A 12,704-nucleotide genomic window follows, 5' to 3' on the forward strand; every position below is an offset into this window, starting at 1 on the left:
TCGCTCCCCACTCTGCAGTAGCATCCGAATCATTCGCGAAGCTCATTTATATGAGATTATTAATTACTCGCCTCTTCCTACTAAGCACCTTGCTTTTATCGCTGGCTAGCTGGGCCTCGGCCCAGGCCGACCAAATAGGGGCCGTGCGCGCGGCCTTCGCCAACGCCTCCTCGCACGACTTGGCCCAGTACCTGGCCCCTACCGTGGAAGTAGGCTTCGACGGCGACAAGCAAACCTATAACGCTACCCAAACCGAGTTGGTGGTCAAGAATTTCTTCGCCAAAAATCCCCCCGTCTCCTTCGACGTGGTGCACCAGGGGGCCAGCAACGAAGGCATTCCGTATGCCATGTGCCACTACGCGGGCCGCAGCGGCAACTACCGGGTGTTTATCCGCCTCAAGCCCAAGCAGGCTACGCCCACCATCGACACGCTCGACTTCACCAAGGAGTAAGTTCTCAGCCTTTCCAACCCCAGCACCTTGCCCGGCGGCCCCTTGCGGACGCCGGGCTTTGCTTTGGGCGGGGCGGCGGGCCTAGGGCCTACCAGCGCGTACCTTTGCGGCGTGTTAGCCTACCCCTCAGCCCCCTACCTTACTACCGAGGCCCTCACGGCCTTCATTCGCGCTGCCCTGGCCGAGGACGTGGGCGACGGCGACCATTCGACGCTGGCTTCCATTCCGGCCGAGGCGCGCAACCGCGCCCGCCTACTGGTGAAGGATGAGGGCGTGCTGGCCGGCGTGGCCCTGACCCGCCTCATCCTGCAAGAGGTGGATAAAGAGCTGGAAATGACCGAGCTGCTGCCTGATGGCAGCCGCGTGCGCCACGGCGACGTAGCCTTCACGGTGGCCGGCCCCGCGCGCAGCATCCTCACTGCCGAGCGCCTGCTGCTCAACTGCATGCAGCGCATGAGCGGCATTGCCACCTACACGGCGCAGCTCACGGCGTACCTGGCCGGCACCAAGGCCCGCCTCCTCGACACGCGCAAGACTACGCCTGGCTTTCGGCTGTGCGAGAAGTGGGCCGTGCTCATCGGTGGCGGCGTCAACCACCGCTACGGGCTGTTCGACATGATAATGCTGAAGGACAACCACGTAGACTATGCTGGCGGCATTACAGCGGCCGTGCAAGCCACCCACGCCTACCTGGCGCGCACCGGCCGCCAGCTGGCCATCGAGGTTGAAACCCGCACCCTAGGCGAAGTGCAGGAAGCCCTGACGGTGGGCGGCATCGACCGCATTCTGCTTGATAATATGAGCCCCGCCCAGCTGCGCGAGGCCGTGGCCCTGGTGGCCGGCCGCGTGCCCACCGAGGCCAGCGGCGGCATCACCGAAGCAGCGCTGCCCGAAATTGCCGCCACCGGCGTCGATTTCATCTCGGTGGGCGCCCTCACGCATTCCGCACCCATCCTTGACCTAAGCTTAAAGGCATACTAGGCCCTAGGGCCCGGCCACGCACCCCACAGCGCGTAGCCAGCTGCGCAGCAGCGTATCCGCGAAATCCGTTAAATCCGTTAAATCTGCGATAGAATGAACCAACCGAATATGCGGGGCGGAGGCGGGGGCTTCCGCCAGGCGCAGCAGCCCTCGCCGCTCGCCATTCGCACCAAAAAGTACCAGTTCGACCCCAATACCTACACCCGCATCGCCATGGCCGAGGTGTGGAAAAAGGAGTGGTGGCGGGCACTAATTCCATTTGCGGTAGGGCTGCTGCCGGCCATCATCTGGCCCTCGTGGTGGTGGCTGCTGCTGGCCGTGCTGCTGGCGGCGCTGTTTGTGCTGGTGCGCTCGTCGCTCGTCACGGGTGTCACTCAAATGGAGCAAAGCAAGCCCCTGTTTGAGCGCATGAGCTACGAGGCCGACCAGCGCCAGCTGGTGCTGCGCCAGAGCGAGCAAAAAGCCATGGCCCTGCCCTGGGAGCAAATCGGCCGCGTGCGCCGCGACCCCGACGCCTACCTGCTCTACTTCAAGCAAGTGGAGCCGCCGGCCGAGCTGGCGCCCTGGCGCCGCTGGGTGGCGCGCACGTTCGACGTGCCGGTGTTTCTACATTTGCCCATCCGCTTGTTTAACAACGAGAACGACCGCAAGCTGTTTGAGGCGCTGCTGCGCCGCAAAGGGCTGCTGGCCGACGCGCCCGCCGCGTAGCTTTTCGAGCGGCCAGCTGGCAATTGTCCGTACCTGCTGCTAGGTGCTGATAGCTGCCGCAACCGGCTGCTGACCACGGATAACCAACATTTGATAACCCATTTTGCAACCCATGAAAAAGCTTCTTCCCCTGCTGCTGCCGGCCGCCGTGCTGGCCTTGGCTTCGTGCAGCAGCGAGCCGTCGGACTGGCGGCCCGATAAAAAAGTGTCGATTGATTTAATTCCGCCCGGCACCCGCCCCAGCGACAACTTCGACCAGGGCACCGACCAGGCCCCCAGCCCCGACAAGGGCGGCGCCATTCCGCGCCCCCTGAACTCGGGCGTGCGGCCCGACCACGTGGAAAACCCGACGCCTGCCCAAGTGATGTCGGCCGACACGCAGGAAGGCACCGCCGAAACGAAAGTAGAGCAAGACGCCAGCAAGCGCCAGCGCGGCCAGGACATGGCGCCCAGCGAGCAGGCCGGCGCCACCCGCAACAACCGGGAGGAAACCCAGGGCGGTGCCTCTTCCAGCCAGAAAAACTAGCAACAGTCGGAAGATAACTAGAATCTGCACCAATGTTGCAAACATATTTGCAACATTGGTGCAGATTTGGTGTTTAAGAGGCTATGCTGCTTGCCATTCTACTTTTGCTGGGGGCGGTGCTGGGGGCCGGGCTGCTGGTGCGAGCCGTGCCCGAAACGCGCAGTGGCCAGTGGCTCAAGCCGTTGCTGGCTTTTAGCGGGGCCTACCTCTTCACCCTCACCATTACCCACCTGCTGCCTGAAGCCGTAGCACTACGGCCCGGCGCACCGCACCAAATCGGCTACTGGGTGCTGGGGGGCTTCTTTGTGCAGCTGCTGCTGGAGGCTCTTTCGCAAGGTATTGAGCACGGCCACGTGCACGTAGGGCCTGCCGAGGCTGGCCGGGGGCGGGTGCCGCTGTCGCTGCTGCTGGCTCTGGTGCTGCACGCCCTGCTCGAAGGCAGCATTCTGATTGGGGGCGAGCACGCTGGCGCAACTGGGCACAATTTCTACGCCGTGGTGCTGGGGGTAGCGTTGCACCATGTGCCGGCGGCCGTGGCGCTGGCCACCTTGCTGCGGGTGCGCCTAGGGTCGTTTGGGCGGGTGTGGCCCTGGCTGAGCTTATTTGCGCTGGCCTCGCCGGCTGGCTTAGTTTTCAGCAACTACGTGGTGCTACCGCAGCTGCTAGGTGGCTACTACGCGCCGCTGCTGGGCTTCGTAGCCGGTACCTTCCTGCACGTCTCCACCACCATCCTGTTCGAAACCAGCCCCGAGCACCGCCTCAACTGGCCCAAGCTGGGCGCTACCGTGGGCGGGGCCCTGCTGGCCCTAGGAATAAGCGGGTAGGGAAATTAACGTATAAAGCGCGTAAACGTCGTGCCGAGCCAGCGAGGAATATCGTTCGTGTCGCATAGCTAGCCCTAGGGGTATTCAACGACGCGAACGAGATGCCTCGCAGGCTCGGCATCTCGTTCTTATTAATTCACCACCTCACCACTTTGCGGCTACTCACCCAGTAGCGGGCCGCCGTGCAAGAAGGCTTCGAGCTGGCGGGCGCGCGACGTTTCACGGCTAAGGGCGGCCTGGAGGCTCAGCAGGCGCTGGCGCATGAGCAGCACCAGGTCGATGGCTTCGGGGGCCAGGCCCAGGCCGTGGTGCAGGCGCGCCAGGCGGGGCAGCAACTCATCGGGGTCTTCTATTTCTAGGGTATCGGGGGCGGGGGCGGGGCGCAGCAGGCCGAGTTCCACAAACTCGCGCAGTTCGGCGCGGCCCAGGCCGTAGCGGGTATCAACTTCCTGGTAGGTTAGCAGCAGCACTTGCATAAGCTAGCGTAGGTAAAGGTTGGGGAGAAAAAGGGGGCTAGGGGAGAGACTGGACACCTACTCCTCGGGGCGCAGCTGAGCCAGCTGATGCAGCAGGTCCTTTTCCTGGGTAGTTAAGTTACTAGGCAGCTGCACGTTGAGGCGCAGGTAAAGGTCGCCGTGCTTGTCGGCCTCGCGGTACACGGGGAAGCCTTTGCCGCGCAGGCGCACCCGGCTGCCGTTCACGGTTTCGGGCTTGATTTTGATTTTGACTGGTCCGCCTAGGGTGTCCACGGTTTGCTCGCCACCGAGCAGCATCCGGTACAGCGGCACCGGTACGTCCTGAGTCAGGTCATCGCCCGTGCGCACGTAGCGCGCATCGGGCAAGATGTGGAACGTGATGTAGAGCGAGCCGTTGGGGCCGCCGTTGCGGCCGGGCCCGCCCTGGTCGCGCAGCCGAATAGTCTGGCCGTCGGCAATGCCCGGCTGAATGGTGATGCGCAGGTTTTTACCGTTCACCGTAATCGTGCGGGGCCCGCCGTGGTAGGCTTCGTCCAAGCTCAGCTCCAGCTCGGCCTGGTAGTCGGAGCCCGCGCCGGGGCGGCTGGCTCGGCCGCCACCACCACTCGCGCCCCCCATGCCGCCGAAGATGGAGCTAAAGAAATCGGAGAAGTCCTCGCCGCCTTCGCCCCCGAATGAGCCGCCAAAGCTGCCCCCGCCGCCGAAGGGGTTGCCCCCGCCCTGCGCGTATTGGCTCCAGTCGAAGCCGCCGGCCTGGCTGGCGCGGCCTCCGCCACCCTGCTGGTAGCGCGCGTAGTCGGCACCCAGCTGGTCGTACTTCTGGCGCTTCTCGGGGTCCGAAAGTACCTCGTTGGCCTCGTTGGCCTCCTTAAATTTCTGCTCAGCCGCCGCGTCGTTGGGGTTCACGTCGGGGTGGTACTGGCGGGCCAGCTTGCGGTACGCCTTCTTAATCTGGTCGGTGGTAGCGTTTTTTTCGACGCCCAGAATTTTATAATAATCCTTGTAATCCATTAGGAATAATCTAAGAAAGCAAAATTGCAAAAAGCAGTTAAGCCAAGTGCCAAAGCCGCTACTTTTTCAGCGGGTCGTGTCCCCAGTTCATCAGCGAGTAGCGCCAGGGCGTGTGGCTTACGTCGCCGTGGGGCCGCTGGGCCAGGTGGCGGCTGATGTAGGAGTGCACCCGGTGCAGCTGGTGCTCGTCGTCGGGCGTGAGGTCGGCTTTTTTCTTGTGCAAAATGCGCACAATGTGCTCGCCCGACTGATGGCCGATGCTAGGGCCATCGCCCTCGTGCTGGCCCACCGACTTCGACTCGTCGGTTTTTAGCCATTTTTCCAGCTCGCTGGCCGTCATATTCACCTCCTTTTTAAAGGTGGCGTAAAGGTCTTTGTCGTCGGCAGTAGTGCTCATGGCAGGCAGGATTAGGGTGGATTTATTGAACGTAGCCCGCGGCGGCGGCGTTGGCCTGCGAAGATTGCGCGCTTGGTAGTAATATTGTATTCTAGCCGGAATGGCAAAGCTTAGCTGGCCGCTTGTCAAGGGCTGCTCACCGCTGGTCTAGGAGGGCTACGAAAGACCCGAATTAGTTAGGCACGATTTTTTAAAACTAATGCGTTAAACCCTTACCCGATTACTATCCACTCATTCCATTTTTAGCTACCATGAAATTATTAGCTCAAACTCTGCTGCTGGGCGGGGCCCTGCTAGCCGCCCGCGCTAGCTATGCCCAGACTACAGCCAGTACTACCACGCCGGCCGCTCCTGGCGCGGCGGCGCCCGCCACTACTGCGGCGGCGCCAGCGGCCACGCCGGCTCGCCCCGGTATGCGCCCGCCCCTGGCCCCGCGCCGAGTGGTGGCCCCGCCCCGCCGCGGCGGGGTAGCGCCCGTGCGGGCCAAAACCAGCGGCGTAATGGCCAAGGATGGGGTGACCCTGACGGGCGGCCGCGTGTACTACACGGAGCTGGGCCTGACCGCGCCCATCACCGAGGACAAGAAGTTTATTAACGGCACCACCGTATCGCCTACCGGGCTCATTACCAGCGCTAGCGGCGCCACCACCCAACTGGGCGAGGGCGACTACGCCTCCCTATCGGGCCGCATCACCACCAAGCGGGAGATGATAGAGGCCGACAGCGTGCGCAAGCTAGACGACTACGACCGCAAGCATCCCGGCAAGCGCAAGGAGCTGGAGAAAGCCCGCGAAAAAGCGGAAAAGGAAAAAGAGAAGGCCGATAAAGAAAAGGCCAAAATGGAAGCTAAGCGCAAGAAGTAAGCCCCCAGCCCTAGGCCCTTAGCTGCGGGCGAAGCCCACCGCGTACTCGACCAGAATGGCCCGGCCGGCGTCGTCGCTGGGCGCGGCCACTACCTCGTCGATGATAAACTGGATTTCGGGGTCGGCCCAGCCCTGCTGCTCGGCCGCCCGCACAAAGCCCGCCAGCGCTACGAAACGGCTACCATCGACGGGCACGGTCCAACTGCTGAGGCGCTTGCGAATATTCATACTACGAAGATGGCACCAAGCGGCCCCCGCACCAAGCGGGGGCCGCCTTTTTTGTGGGGCCAGGCCCTAGGGCCCGCCCCGCGCCAAAGGCCGCTTGCCCCGGCCGCCACCCCCTAGGACCGCGCGCTAGCGGCGGCCGGGGGCGGCCCGCACCACGCGCAAACGCACCGGTGCCACGCCCGCATCGAGCAGCCCGATTTTGGCGGCGGCGCGCTTCGACACGTCCACTATGCGGCCTTTTACGTGGGGGCCGCGGTCGTTCACCACCACCTTCACCGAGCGGCCGGTGCGCACGTTGGTCACCTTGATGCGGGTGCCGAAGGGCAGCGAATTGTGGGCTGCCGTGAGCCGGCCCGGCCGGTAGGGCACGCCGCTGGCCGTAGCCCGGCCCGCAAACTTATCGGCGTAGTACGAGCCCTGGCCGCTTTCGGTGAAGGCCGGGCGGCTGGTGCCGCAGGCCGCCAGCAGCAGGCTGGCCGCCGCGCCGGCCGCCAGGCGGCACCAACGCGCCGCCGGCCAAGGTGGCCAAAATTTCGTATTCATAGGCGTTGCTGGCATCCTTTTTGAAAAAAAACTTGCGGCTGACGACTTGCTACTTCCTCGCTTTTTTCACCTGTTAATCCATGAAAAACTATCTTTCCCTCGTGGCCGCGCTGGTCTTGTGCGGCGCTACCGTCGGCGCCCACGCCGCCCCAACTCAAACCCTACCCGACGTCGAGAAAGTCAAAGTAGGTAATGCCAAACTCAAGAACCTGGAGAAACGCGATGGCAAGCTGAAAGACGGCAAGCTGAAAACTCCGTTTGGCAAAGCCAAGGTGAAAAATGGTAAAGTAAGGCTCAAGCTCTAGCTGGCGCGGCGCCGGGCCCTAGGGCTACCGGCGCCCCCTAGGCCGCCCCTCGTGGCGCAAACCCCGGCCGGGCTGCTAGTGGCGGCTGGGCTGGGGTTCTTTTTGGGCCAGGGGCGCGGGCAGGCGCAGCTCCAGCAGCTCGTCGTAGCTGCCCTGAAACACGTTGAAATCGACCGTGCCGCGAATGCCGGGCACGTAGGCCTCGTCGGAATGCTGCCAGATAATCCAGCGCTCGGCGGGCAGCGTGGGCTGCGCCACCTCGTAGTGGGCCAGCCACAGCGGGTACTCGTCGAAGTGCCCGGCTAGGTAGCGGCGGTAAAAAGCGTAGTTGGTGTAGAGGATGGGGCTGACGCCGTAGTGCGCCCGCACGGCCTGCAGCCACTGCTGCACCTGGCGGCGCAGCGCGGCCACGTCATGAAAGCGGGGCGCCTCCACGTCGAGCACCGGCGGCAGGTCGCCGGGCCGCAGCGGCACGGTTTTGATGAACAGCGCCGCCTGCTGCGCGCCGTCGCGGTTGGGCTGGAAGTAATGGTAGGCCCCGCAGAGCACGCCGGCGGCGCGGGCCTCGCGCCAGTTGCGGGCAAAGCGGGCGTCGCGCAGGCTGCCCCCCTCGCTGGCTTTGATGAAGGCAAACCGCACCTGCTGGCGCGCCACCTGCGGCCAGTCGATGCGCCCCTGGTAGGCCGAAACGTCGATGCCGTGCACCGAGTAGCCGGCCAGCAGCGGCGTGCTTTCGCGGCCCGTGAGGTAGCGCCAGGTGAGCGTGGCCCAGGTGCGCCGGGCGTAGCGGTTGAGCTGGCGCTGGTGGCGCAGGTAGTAGGCGCCGCCGCCCAGCAGCCCTAGCAGCAGGGCCGCCAGCACCCACTGCCGCCAGGGCCGGCGCGGGGCCGGCGGGCGGGCCGGGGCCCCGCGCAAAGCAGGAGTAGAAACGGGTAGCTCGGGCATACAACCAGCGGGGCGAGTGGTCAAAAGTAACGCCCGCCGCGCCCGCCGCCGTATGCGGGGCCGGCCGTAGCTTGCGCCTTTCTTGCCTAGCCCCCTCGCTGCCCCATGCCCCCGCCCGCCGACGCCCGCGATGCCAGCGGCTACCTCATCCGCGAGCTGCACGGCGTCACGCTGGCCGCGCTGCTCGAGTACCTGGTGGCGCACTACGGCTTCGAGGAGCTGGATAAGCGTCTGCGCCTCAACTGCTTCGCCGTCAACCCCAGCCTCAAGTCGAGCCTCACTTTTTTGCGCCGCACGCCCTGGGCCCGCGCCAAGGTGGAGGAGCTGTACATTGCCCTGCGCACGGCCGAGGTGTTGGGCCGGCGGCTGCCCTAGGGCCTTTGGGGGGCGCCAAGGGCCCTAGGGCGCTGCCCGCGCCGTCATTCCTATTTGCCCCAGTAGTCTCTCTAATAGTATGGCTGACGTTCGCCCCCGCTCTGGCCCCCTGGCTCTGCTGCTCGGCTTCGGCTGCTTCGTCGCGTTCGAGGGGCTGGCGTATGAGCTGCTGCGCTGGCTGACGTCGGGCCTGGGCGAGGCCAACCAGATGCAGCCCGAGAATACCATCGTGAGCAACTGGGTGAAAACCATTGCCTTTCTGCTGCTGCACCTGGCCCTGGTGCTCACGGCTACGCTGCTGCTTAACAACCGCCTGCCGCGCCGCTACCGCGGGCAGGTGATGGGCTGGTTTTACCTGAGCTTGCTGGTGGGCTTTGGGCTGCTTATCCCTCTTTTCTACAGCTAAGGCCCTAGGGGACCGGGCATAACAAAGCCACTGCTGGGGGGCAGTGGCTCTCAAGAGGGTGAAGAACAGGTTTCGGGCCGGTCGGTCCCGGCGTTATGAACAGCGTAGGCAGTGGCCGGTCGGTCCCGGCCGTATCGAAGGGCCGGGCAACTTAGTTGCTGCCCGGTTGAATGTCGATTTCGCGCGGCTGGCTGGCGGCGGGGTCCTTGAAGGGAATAGCCACGCGCAGCTCACCGGCCTCGTGCGTGGCGTTAATGGCCAGCAGGTCGAGGTTTTGGGGCAGCTTCAGGGTTTGCACGAACAGCGGGGCGGCCAGCTGGTCGTCGGGCTGGTGGCGAAACTCGCCGTACACCGTCAGCTGGTTGTCTTTCAGCACCACGTGGAAGCTCTCGGCCGCCACGCCCGGCATCGACACGTGCAGCACTACGCCCTTGGGGCGCTGGTTGATGCGCAGCTGGGGCTGCGCCACCCCACCACCGATGGTATTCAACAGGTCAAGCTGAGGGGCGATATTGCGGATAAACTCGCGGCTGATAAGTTTCATAACACAGAGCCGTTATAGTGGCTTCGCTAACGTATTTCCAACTACCGTACCAATCTGGTTAGCCAAGCCGGGAGGCTGGAAATCAGCTAAATTGGCAGTTGGAGCGACTTTTTGAGCGCGTTTTTTTGCCAACCTGGCGGACTACCCGCCATAGTGGCCGGTGCGCCAGGGCGGGGCTGCTGGCTGCTGCGCCGTCCTAGGGGCCGCCGCCTGCCCCAGGGGGTGGTGCAACCAAGCTGGGGCGGCGCTTGTCTGTGTGCTACTACCCCCTCCGAAAGCCCGACCTTTGCGCCCCCTCCCAGCCTAGTACCTGCCTATGGAAGCTGCCGCTTATATCGACATCAACGCGCCGCTGGTAGAGCGCTGCCGCCTCAACGACCGCCTGGCCCAGGCCGAGCTGTACCGGCGCTATTCCAAGGCCATGTTCAACGCCGCCCTGCGCATTACGGGCGACTACGCCGAGGCCGAAGACGTGCTGCAAGAGTCGTTTCTGAGCGCGTTTCGCGAGCTGAGCGGCTACAAAGGCGACTCGTCATTCGGGGCCTGGCTCAAGCGCATCGTCGTCAACAAGAGCATCAACTGCCTGCGGCAGCGGCGCCTGCAACTGGTGCCGCTCGAGGATTTTCACCACGACGCGGCCCCCGCCGCCGAGGCCGTAACGCCCCACGCCCGCGAGGAAGCCGAGGAGCAGCAGTACCGCGCCGACGTGCTGCGGCGCTGCATTCAGGAGCTGCCCGACGGCTACCGCGTGGTGCTGACGCTGTACCTGCTCGAAGGCTACGACCACCTCGAAATAGCTGGTATCCTGGGTATTACCGAATCTACTTCCAAGTCGCAGTACAGCCGGGCGCGGCAGCGGCTGCGCGAGCTGGCCGCCGAGCGTGGCCTCAGCTAGCCCTAGGGCCTGCCGTCTACGTAAGCTCATCACTTCCTCTCTCCTTTCCGATACTGCATTTTACCGCCGCCCGGCGCTGGCCCGGCCCGTTAGCTAACCCCGAACAGCGCTGCGCGGCTTATTTATTATGGAACCTATTAAGCCTTATTCACTAGAAGACTTTGCGGAGCGGCACCGCGCCGACTTCGACCTGCACGAGCCCCGGCCCGAGCTGTGGGACGTGCTGCTGAGCCGCCTGGATGCCGACCAGCAGCCCAGCCCGGCCAGCCAGCCCCGCCTAAGCGTGCTGGCTACCGATGCGCCTAGCCCGGTTCCGGCCGCCGCTCAGCTAGCGCCGCCGGCCTTGCCCCAGCTGGCCCTGCGCACCCAGCGCCGCCGCTGGCAGTACGCTGGCCTAGCCCTGGCGCTGGCCGCGCTGGTAGTGGCGGCCGGCCTGGGCGAGCTGTGGAAAACCCAGCACCCGCCCTTAATAATGGCGCGCGCCGCGCGCCTAAAGGCCGCCGACTCGCGCCGCGACGCTGCCGACGCAGCCCTTTACCTGGGGGCCGACGCCAGCGTGATGGCGGCCAGCCAGGGCGGCTCAAACGGCAACGCCCGCCTCGATACGGCCGTGCACGGCATGGAGCGCTACTACGCCGCCCAGCTGCAAGACCGCCAGGACCAGCTGCGCCAGCTGGCGCCCGACACGGAAGCCGAGTGGGTACCCGCGCTGGTGAGCCTCGACTCGAGCTACCAGCAGCTGAAGCGCGACCTGCCCAGCCACCCCCAGCCCGAAGTAGTGCTCACGGCCATGAACCGCAACCTGCAATTCCGCCTCGACATCTTGGACCGGCAGCTGGAGCTGCGCGGCGCCGACCAGTTGGCCCAGAACCCCAGCACCCTAGGGGGCGACTACACGCTGGCCGACAGCCGCAGCGTGGCCGACAACGTGGGGCACCACCATGCGCGCTAGCTTTCGCTACTCGCTGGCCCTGGCCTTGAGTGGAGCCCTAGGGCTACCGGGCCGGGCTGCCTGGGCGCAAGCGGGCGCCGACAATGCGGGCGAGCACGGCGTTGCTACCTACTACCTGGCCCCGGCCTCGGCGGGCGGCGCCGGGCAGCCGGCCACGCAGGAGGCGCCAGTTGCCCCGGCGGCCCCGGCTCAAACCGAGCCGGCCGCGCAGTATCAATCGGATGCGCAGCCCGCCACCCTGCCGCCCATCGAGCAGCGGCGGCGCTTTGCCCGGCGGCTGCGCGTGCGCCAGCCTGGCCAAGCATTCTCGCTCGACACGCGCTACGGCAAGGTGCGCGTGAACGCCTGGAGCCGGCCCGAGATAAAAGTGGAAGCCGAGCTGATTGCGCGGGCCGAAACGCCCGCTACGGCCGCTGCCCTGCTCGACGGCCTAGGGGTGCAGTGGCTCGACTACGACGCCCACACGGGCGGGCCCGCGGTGGCCACCCAGTTTGGGCCGGGCCTGAAGGGCAAGTGCAGCGGCGGCTGCCGCTACGAGGTAAACTACACCGTGTGGCTGCCCGCCACCACCGCTCTGCGTATTAGCACCTCCTTCGCGGCCGTGACGCTGGCCGGCGACTGGCAGGGCCCCGTGCAGCTGGCCGTGAACTACGGCAGCCTGCGCACCGACCGCCTGCTGGGCGCCGGCAGCACCGTGCGCATTGCTAACGGCGACGCCACGCTGCCCTTCGTGCGCCAGGCGGCCCTGGAGGCCGACTACGCCCGCCTGCGCGTGGACGAGGGCGAGCAGCTGACGCTGCGCACCAACTACGCCGACGTGGACCTGCGCACGGTGCAAGACCTGGTGGTGCACAGCAAATACGGCGACGTGGCCCTCGGGTCGGTGCGCAACCTGCGGGGCTCGTCGGGCTACTCGCGCTTTAGCGTGGCCAAGCTGAGCGAGGGCCTAGACATGGCCGTGCGCTACTGCCCCGACTTTGAGGTGCGCGATATGGGCGCCAACTTCAAGCGCGTGACTCTGGACGGCGACAACAGCACCATCCGGCTGGGCTTTGCCGAAGCCACGCCCGGCTTCCGCTTCGACGTGAGCACCGAGCAGGGCCAGCTGCTGGTTGATAAGAAGCTGGTACATATTCTGCAGCAGGGCGAAAACCAGCCCGGCATCGCCGACGTGCTGGGCGTGTACGGCGGCGGCCGGGTGCCGGGCCCCCGCGCCGGCAACGTCAACATCCGGGTGCGCAACGGCACGGTGCGCTTCAGCAAGTAGGCCGTT

General features: G+C 65.4%; 19 protein-coding genes. 12 read left to right on the plus strand and 7 right to left on the minus strand.

Translation table 11 applies throughout. The annotated features are described in order from the left end of the window. Window positions 1-50 precede the first annotated feature (50 nt). The 5 genes from HHL22_RS18420 to HHL22_RS18440 all read left to right on the plus strand — a co-directional run bounded on the left by HHL22_RS18420 (window position 51) and on the right by HHL22_RS18440 (window position 3,491). Entirely contained in the window at window positions 51-452 is a 402-nt protein-coding gene (locus HHL22_RS18420) for a DUF4783 domain-containing protein (protein WP_169532866.1), read from the plus strand. A gap of 111 nt (window positions 453-563) precedes the next feature. Then, window positions 564-1,433 (plus strand): carboxylating nicotinate-nucleotide diphosphorylase, encoded by an 870-nt coding sequence (gene nadC / locus HHL22_RS18425; protein WP_169532867.1) that lies wholly within the window; start codon window positions 564-566, stop codon window positions 1,431-1,433. Between the two features lie 93 nt (window positions 1,434-1,526). Beyond that, window positions 1,527-2,141 (plus strand): hypothetical protein, encoded by a 615-nt coding sequence (locus HHL22_RS18430; protein WP_169532868.1) that lies wholly within the window; start codon window positions 1,527-1,529, stop codon window positions 2,139-2,141. A 112-nt stretch (window positions 2,142-2,253) separates the two neighbouring features. Next, the gene (locus HHL22_RS18435; RefSeq protein WP_169532869.1) at window positions 2,254-2,667 is read left to right on the plus strand and encodes a hypothetical protein; all 414 of its coding nucleotides are present in this window, start codon (window positions 2,254-2,256) and stop codon (window positions 2,665-2,667) included. An 83-nt stretch (window positions 2,668-2,750) separates the two neighbouring features. Beyond that, window positions 2,751-3,491, plus strand: coding sequence for a ZIP family metal transporter (locus HHL22_RS18440; RefSeq protein ID WP_169532870.1), 741 nt, complete (start codon window positions 2,751-2,753; stop codon window positions 3,489-3,491). Window positions 3,492-3,649: 158 nt separating this feature from the next. On the opposite strand, the gene HHL22_RS18445 is transcribed toward HHL22_RS18440, so the two are convergent. The 3 genes from HHL22_RS18445 to HHL22_RS18455 are packed head-to-tail and all read right to left on the minus strand — an operon-like array spanning window position 3,650 to window position 5,375. Next, window positions 3,650-3,967: a hypothetical protein gene (locus HHL22_RS18445; protein WP_169532871.1), complete on the minus strand. Its 318-nt coding sequence runs from the start codon at window positions 3,965-3,967 to the stop codon at window positions 3,650-3,652. A gap of 57 nt (window positions 3,968-4,024) precedes the next feature. Further along, window positions 4,025-4,978: a DnaJ C-terminal domain-containing protein gene (locus HHL22_RS18450; protein ID WP_169532872.1), complete on the minus strand. Its 954-nt coding sequence runs from the start codon at window positions 4,976-4,978 to the stop codon at window positions 4,025-4,027. A gap of 58 nt (window positions 4,979-5,036) precedes the next feature. Next, the gene (locus tag HHL22_RS18455; RefSeq protein WP_169532873.1) at window positions 5,037-5,375 is read right to left on the minus strand and encodes a DUF3140 domain-containing protein; all 339 of its coding nucleotides are present in this window, start codon (window positions 5,373-5,375) and stop codon (window positions 5,037-5,039) included. Between the two features lie 251 nt (window positions 5,376-5,626). Here HHL22_RS18455 and HHL22_RS18460 point away from each other — a divergent pair, with 251 nt between their 5' ends. Beyond that, complete coding sequence (locus HHL22_RS18460) at window positions 5,627-6,238, plus strand: DUF6799 domain-containing protein (RefSeq protein ID WP_169532874.1); 612 nt, start codon at window positions 5,627-5,629, stop codon at window positions 6,236-6,238. A gap of 18 nt (window positions 6,239-6,256) precedes the next feature. Here the strand turns inward: HHL22_RS18460 and HHL22_RS18465 are convergent, their stop codons facing one another. Continuing rightward, window positions 6,257-6,466, minus strand: coding sequence for a hypothetical protein (locus tag HHL22_RS18465; RefSeq protein ID WP_169532875.1), 210 nt, complete (start codon window positions 6,464-6,466; stop codon window positions 6,257-6,259). A 126-nt stretch (window positions 6,467-6,592) separates the two neighbouring features. After that, window positions 6,593-7,009, minus strand: a complete 417-nt coding sequence (locus HHL22_RS18470) for a septal ring lytic transglycosylase RlpA family protein (protein ID WP_169532876.1) — start codon at window positions 7,007-7,009, stop codon at window positions 6,593-6,595. Window positions 7,010-7,089: 80 nt separating this feature from the next. Here HHL22_RS18470 and HHL22_RS18475 point away from each other — a divergent pair, with 80 nt between their 5' ends. Next, window positions 7,090-7,314 carry a hypothetical protein gene (locus HHL22_RS18475; RefSeq protein ID WP_169532877.1) on the plus strand — a complete coding sequence of 75 codons (225 nt, stop codon included), beginning with the start codon at window positions 7,090-7,092 and terminating at the stop codon, window positions 7,312-7,314. A 75-nt stretch (window positions 7,315-7,389) separates the two neighbouring features. Here the strand turns inward: HHL22_RS18475 and HHL22_RS18480 are convergent, their stop codons facing one another. Next, the gene (locus HHL22_RS18480; RefSeq protein ID WP_169532878.1) at window positions 7,390-8,259 is read right to left on the minus strand and encodes a glycoside hydrolase family 25 protein; all 870 of its coding nucleotides are present in this window, start codon (window positions 8,257-8,259) and stop codon (window positions 7,390-7,392) included. A gap of 105 nt (window positions 8,260-8,364) precedes the next feature. Here HHL22_RS18480 and HHL22_RS18485 point away from each other — a divergent pair, with 105 nt between their 5' ends. Both HHL22_RS18485 and HHL22_RS18490 read left to right on the plus strand, forming a co-directional pair. Next, window positions 8,365-8,634, plus strand: coding sequence for a VF530 family protein (locus HHL22_RS18485; protein ID WP_169532879.1), 270 nt, complete (start codon window positions 8,365-8,367; stop codon window positions 8,632-8,634). A gap of 79 nt (window positions 8,635-8,713) precedes the next feature. Beyond that, window positions 8,714-9,040, plus strand: a complete 327-nt coding sequence (locus HHL22_RS18490) for a hypothetical protein (RefSeq protein WP_169532880.1) — start codon at window positions 8,714-8,716, stop codon at window positions 9,038-9,040. A gap of 151 nt (window positions 9,041-9,191) precedes the next feature. On the opposite strand, the gene HHL22_RS18495 is transcribed toward HHL22_RS18490, so the two are convergent. After that, window positions 9,192-9,584, minus strand: a complete 393-nt coding sequence (locus HHL22_RS18495) for an Hsp20/alpha crystallin family protein (RefSeq protein ID WP_169532881.1) — start codon at window positions 9,582-9,584, stop codon at window positions 9,192-9,194. A 316-nt stretch (window positions 9,585-9,900) separates the two neighbouring features. Here HHL22_RS18495 and HHL22_RS18500 point away from each other — a divergent pair, with 316 nt between their 5' ends. The 3 genes from HHL22_RS18500 to HHL22_RS18510 all read left to right on the plus strand — a co-directional run bounded on the left by HHL22_RS18500 (window position 9,901) and on the right by HHL22_RS18510 (window position 12,698). Further along, window positions 9,901-10,479, plus strand: coding sequence for an RNA polymerase sigma factor (locus HHL22_RS18500; protein WP_169532882.1), 579 nt, complete (start codon window positions 9,901-9,903; stop codon window positions 10,477-10,479). Between the two features lie 127 nt (window positions 10,480-10,606). Beyond that, window positions 10,607-11,431, plus strand: a complete 825-nt coding sequence (locus HHL22_RS18505) for a hypothetical protein (protein WP_169532883.1) — start codon at window positions 10,607-10,609, stop codon at window positions 11,429-11,431. Next, window positions 11,421-12,698, plus strand: coding sequence for a DUF4097 family beta strand repeat-containing protein (locus HHL22_RS18510; protein ID WP_169532884.1), 1,278 nt, complete (start codon window positions 11,421-11,423; stop codon window positions 12,696-12,698). The genes HHL22_RS18505 and HHL22_RS18510 overlap by 11 nt, the downstream gene beginning before the upstream one ends. Window positions 12,699-12,704 lie beyond the last annotated feature (6 nt).

The organism is Hymenobacter polaris, assembly GCF_012927305.1.
Classification (GTDB): domain Bacteria; phylum Bacteroidota; class Bacteroidia; order Cytophagales; family Hymenobacteraceae; genus Hymenobacter; species Hymenobacter polaris.

Bases quoted from the DNA above. Each gene is read 5' to 3' on its own strand.
- HHL22_RS18485 (WP_169532879.1), top strand. From the start codon at position 8,365: ATGCCCCCGCCCGCCGACGCCCGCGATGCCAGCGGCTACCTCATCCGC.
- HHL22_RS18505 (WP_169532883.1), top strand. From the start codon at position 10,607: ATGGAACCTATTAAGCCTTATTCACTAGAAGACTTTGCGGAGCGGCAC.
- HHL22_RS18420 (WP_169532866.1), top strand. From the start codon at position 51: ATGAGATTATTAATTACTCGCCTCTTCCTACTAAGCACCTTGCTTTTA.
- HHL22_RS18470 (WP_169532876.1), bottom strand. From the start codon at position 7,009: ATGAATACGAAATTTTGGCCACCTTGGCCGGCGGCGCGTTGGTGCCGC.
- HHL22_RS18510 (WP_169532884.1), top strand. From the start codon at position 11,421: ATGCGCGCTAGCTTTCGCTACTCGCTGGCCCTGGCCTTGAGTGGAGCC.
- HHL22_RS18450 (WP_169532872.1), bottom strand. From the start codon at position 4,978: ATGGATTACAAGGATTATTATAAAATTCTGGGCGTCGAAAAAAACGCT.
- HHL22_RS18480 (WP_169532878.1), bottom strand. From the start codon at position 8,259: ATGCCCGAGCTACCCGTTTCTACTCCTGCTTTGCGCGGGGCCCCGGCC.
- HHL22_RS18495 (WP_169532881.1), bottom strand. From the start codon at position 9,584: ATGAAACTTATCAGCCGCGAGTTTATCCGCAATATCGCCCCTCAGCTT.
- HHL22_RS18465 (WP_169532875.1), bottom strand. From the start codon at position 6,466: ATGAATATTCGCAAGCGCCTCAGCAGTTGGACCGTGCCCGTCGATGGT.
- HHL22_RS18475 (WP_169532877.1), top strand. From the start codon at position 7,090: ATGAAAAACTATCTTTCCCTCGTGGCCGCGCTGGTCTTGTGCGGCGCT.
- HHL22_RS18445 (WP_169532871.1), bottom strand. From the start codon at position 3,967: ATGCAAGTGCTGCTGCTAACCTACCAGGAAGTTGATACCCGCTACGGC.
- HHL22_RS18440 (WP_169532870.1), top strand. From the start codon at position 2,751: ATGCTGCTTGCCATTCTACTTTTGCTGGGGGCGGTGCTGGGGGCCGGG.
- HHL22_RS18430 (WP_169532868.1), top strand. From the start codon at position 1,527: ATGAACCAACCGAATATGCGGGGCGGAGGCGGGGGCTTCCGCCAGGCG.
- HHL22_RS18460 (WP_169532874.1), top strand. From the start codon at position 5,627: ATGAAATTATTAGCTCAAACTCTGCTGCTGGGCGGGGCCCTGCTAGCC.
- HHL22_RS18455 (WP_169532873.1), bottom strand. From the start codon at position 5,375: ATGAGCACTACTGCCGACGACAAAGACCTTTACGCCACCTTTAAAAAG.
- HHL22_RS18435 (WP_169532869.1), top strand. From the start codon at position 2,254: ATGAAAAAGCTTCTTCCCCTGCTGCTGCCGGCCGCCGTGCTGGCCTTG.
- HHL22_RS18490 (WP_169532880.1), top strand. From the start codon at position 8,714: ATGGCTGACGTTCGCCCCCGCTCTGGCCCCCTGGCTCTGCTGCTCGGC.
- HHL22_RS18500 (WP_169532882.1), top strand. From the start codon at position 9,901: ATGGAAGCTGCCGCTTATATCGACATCAACGCGCCGCTGGTAGAGCGC.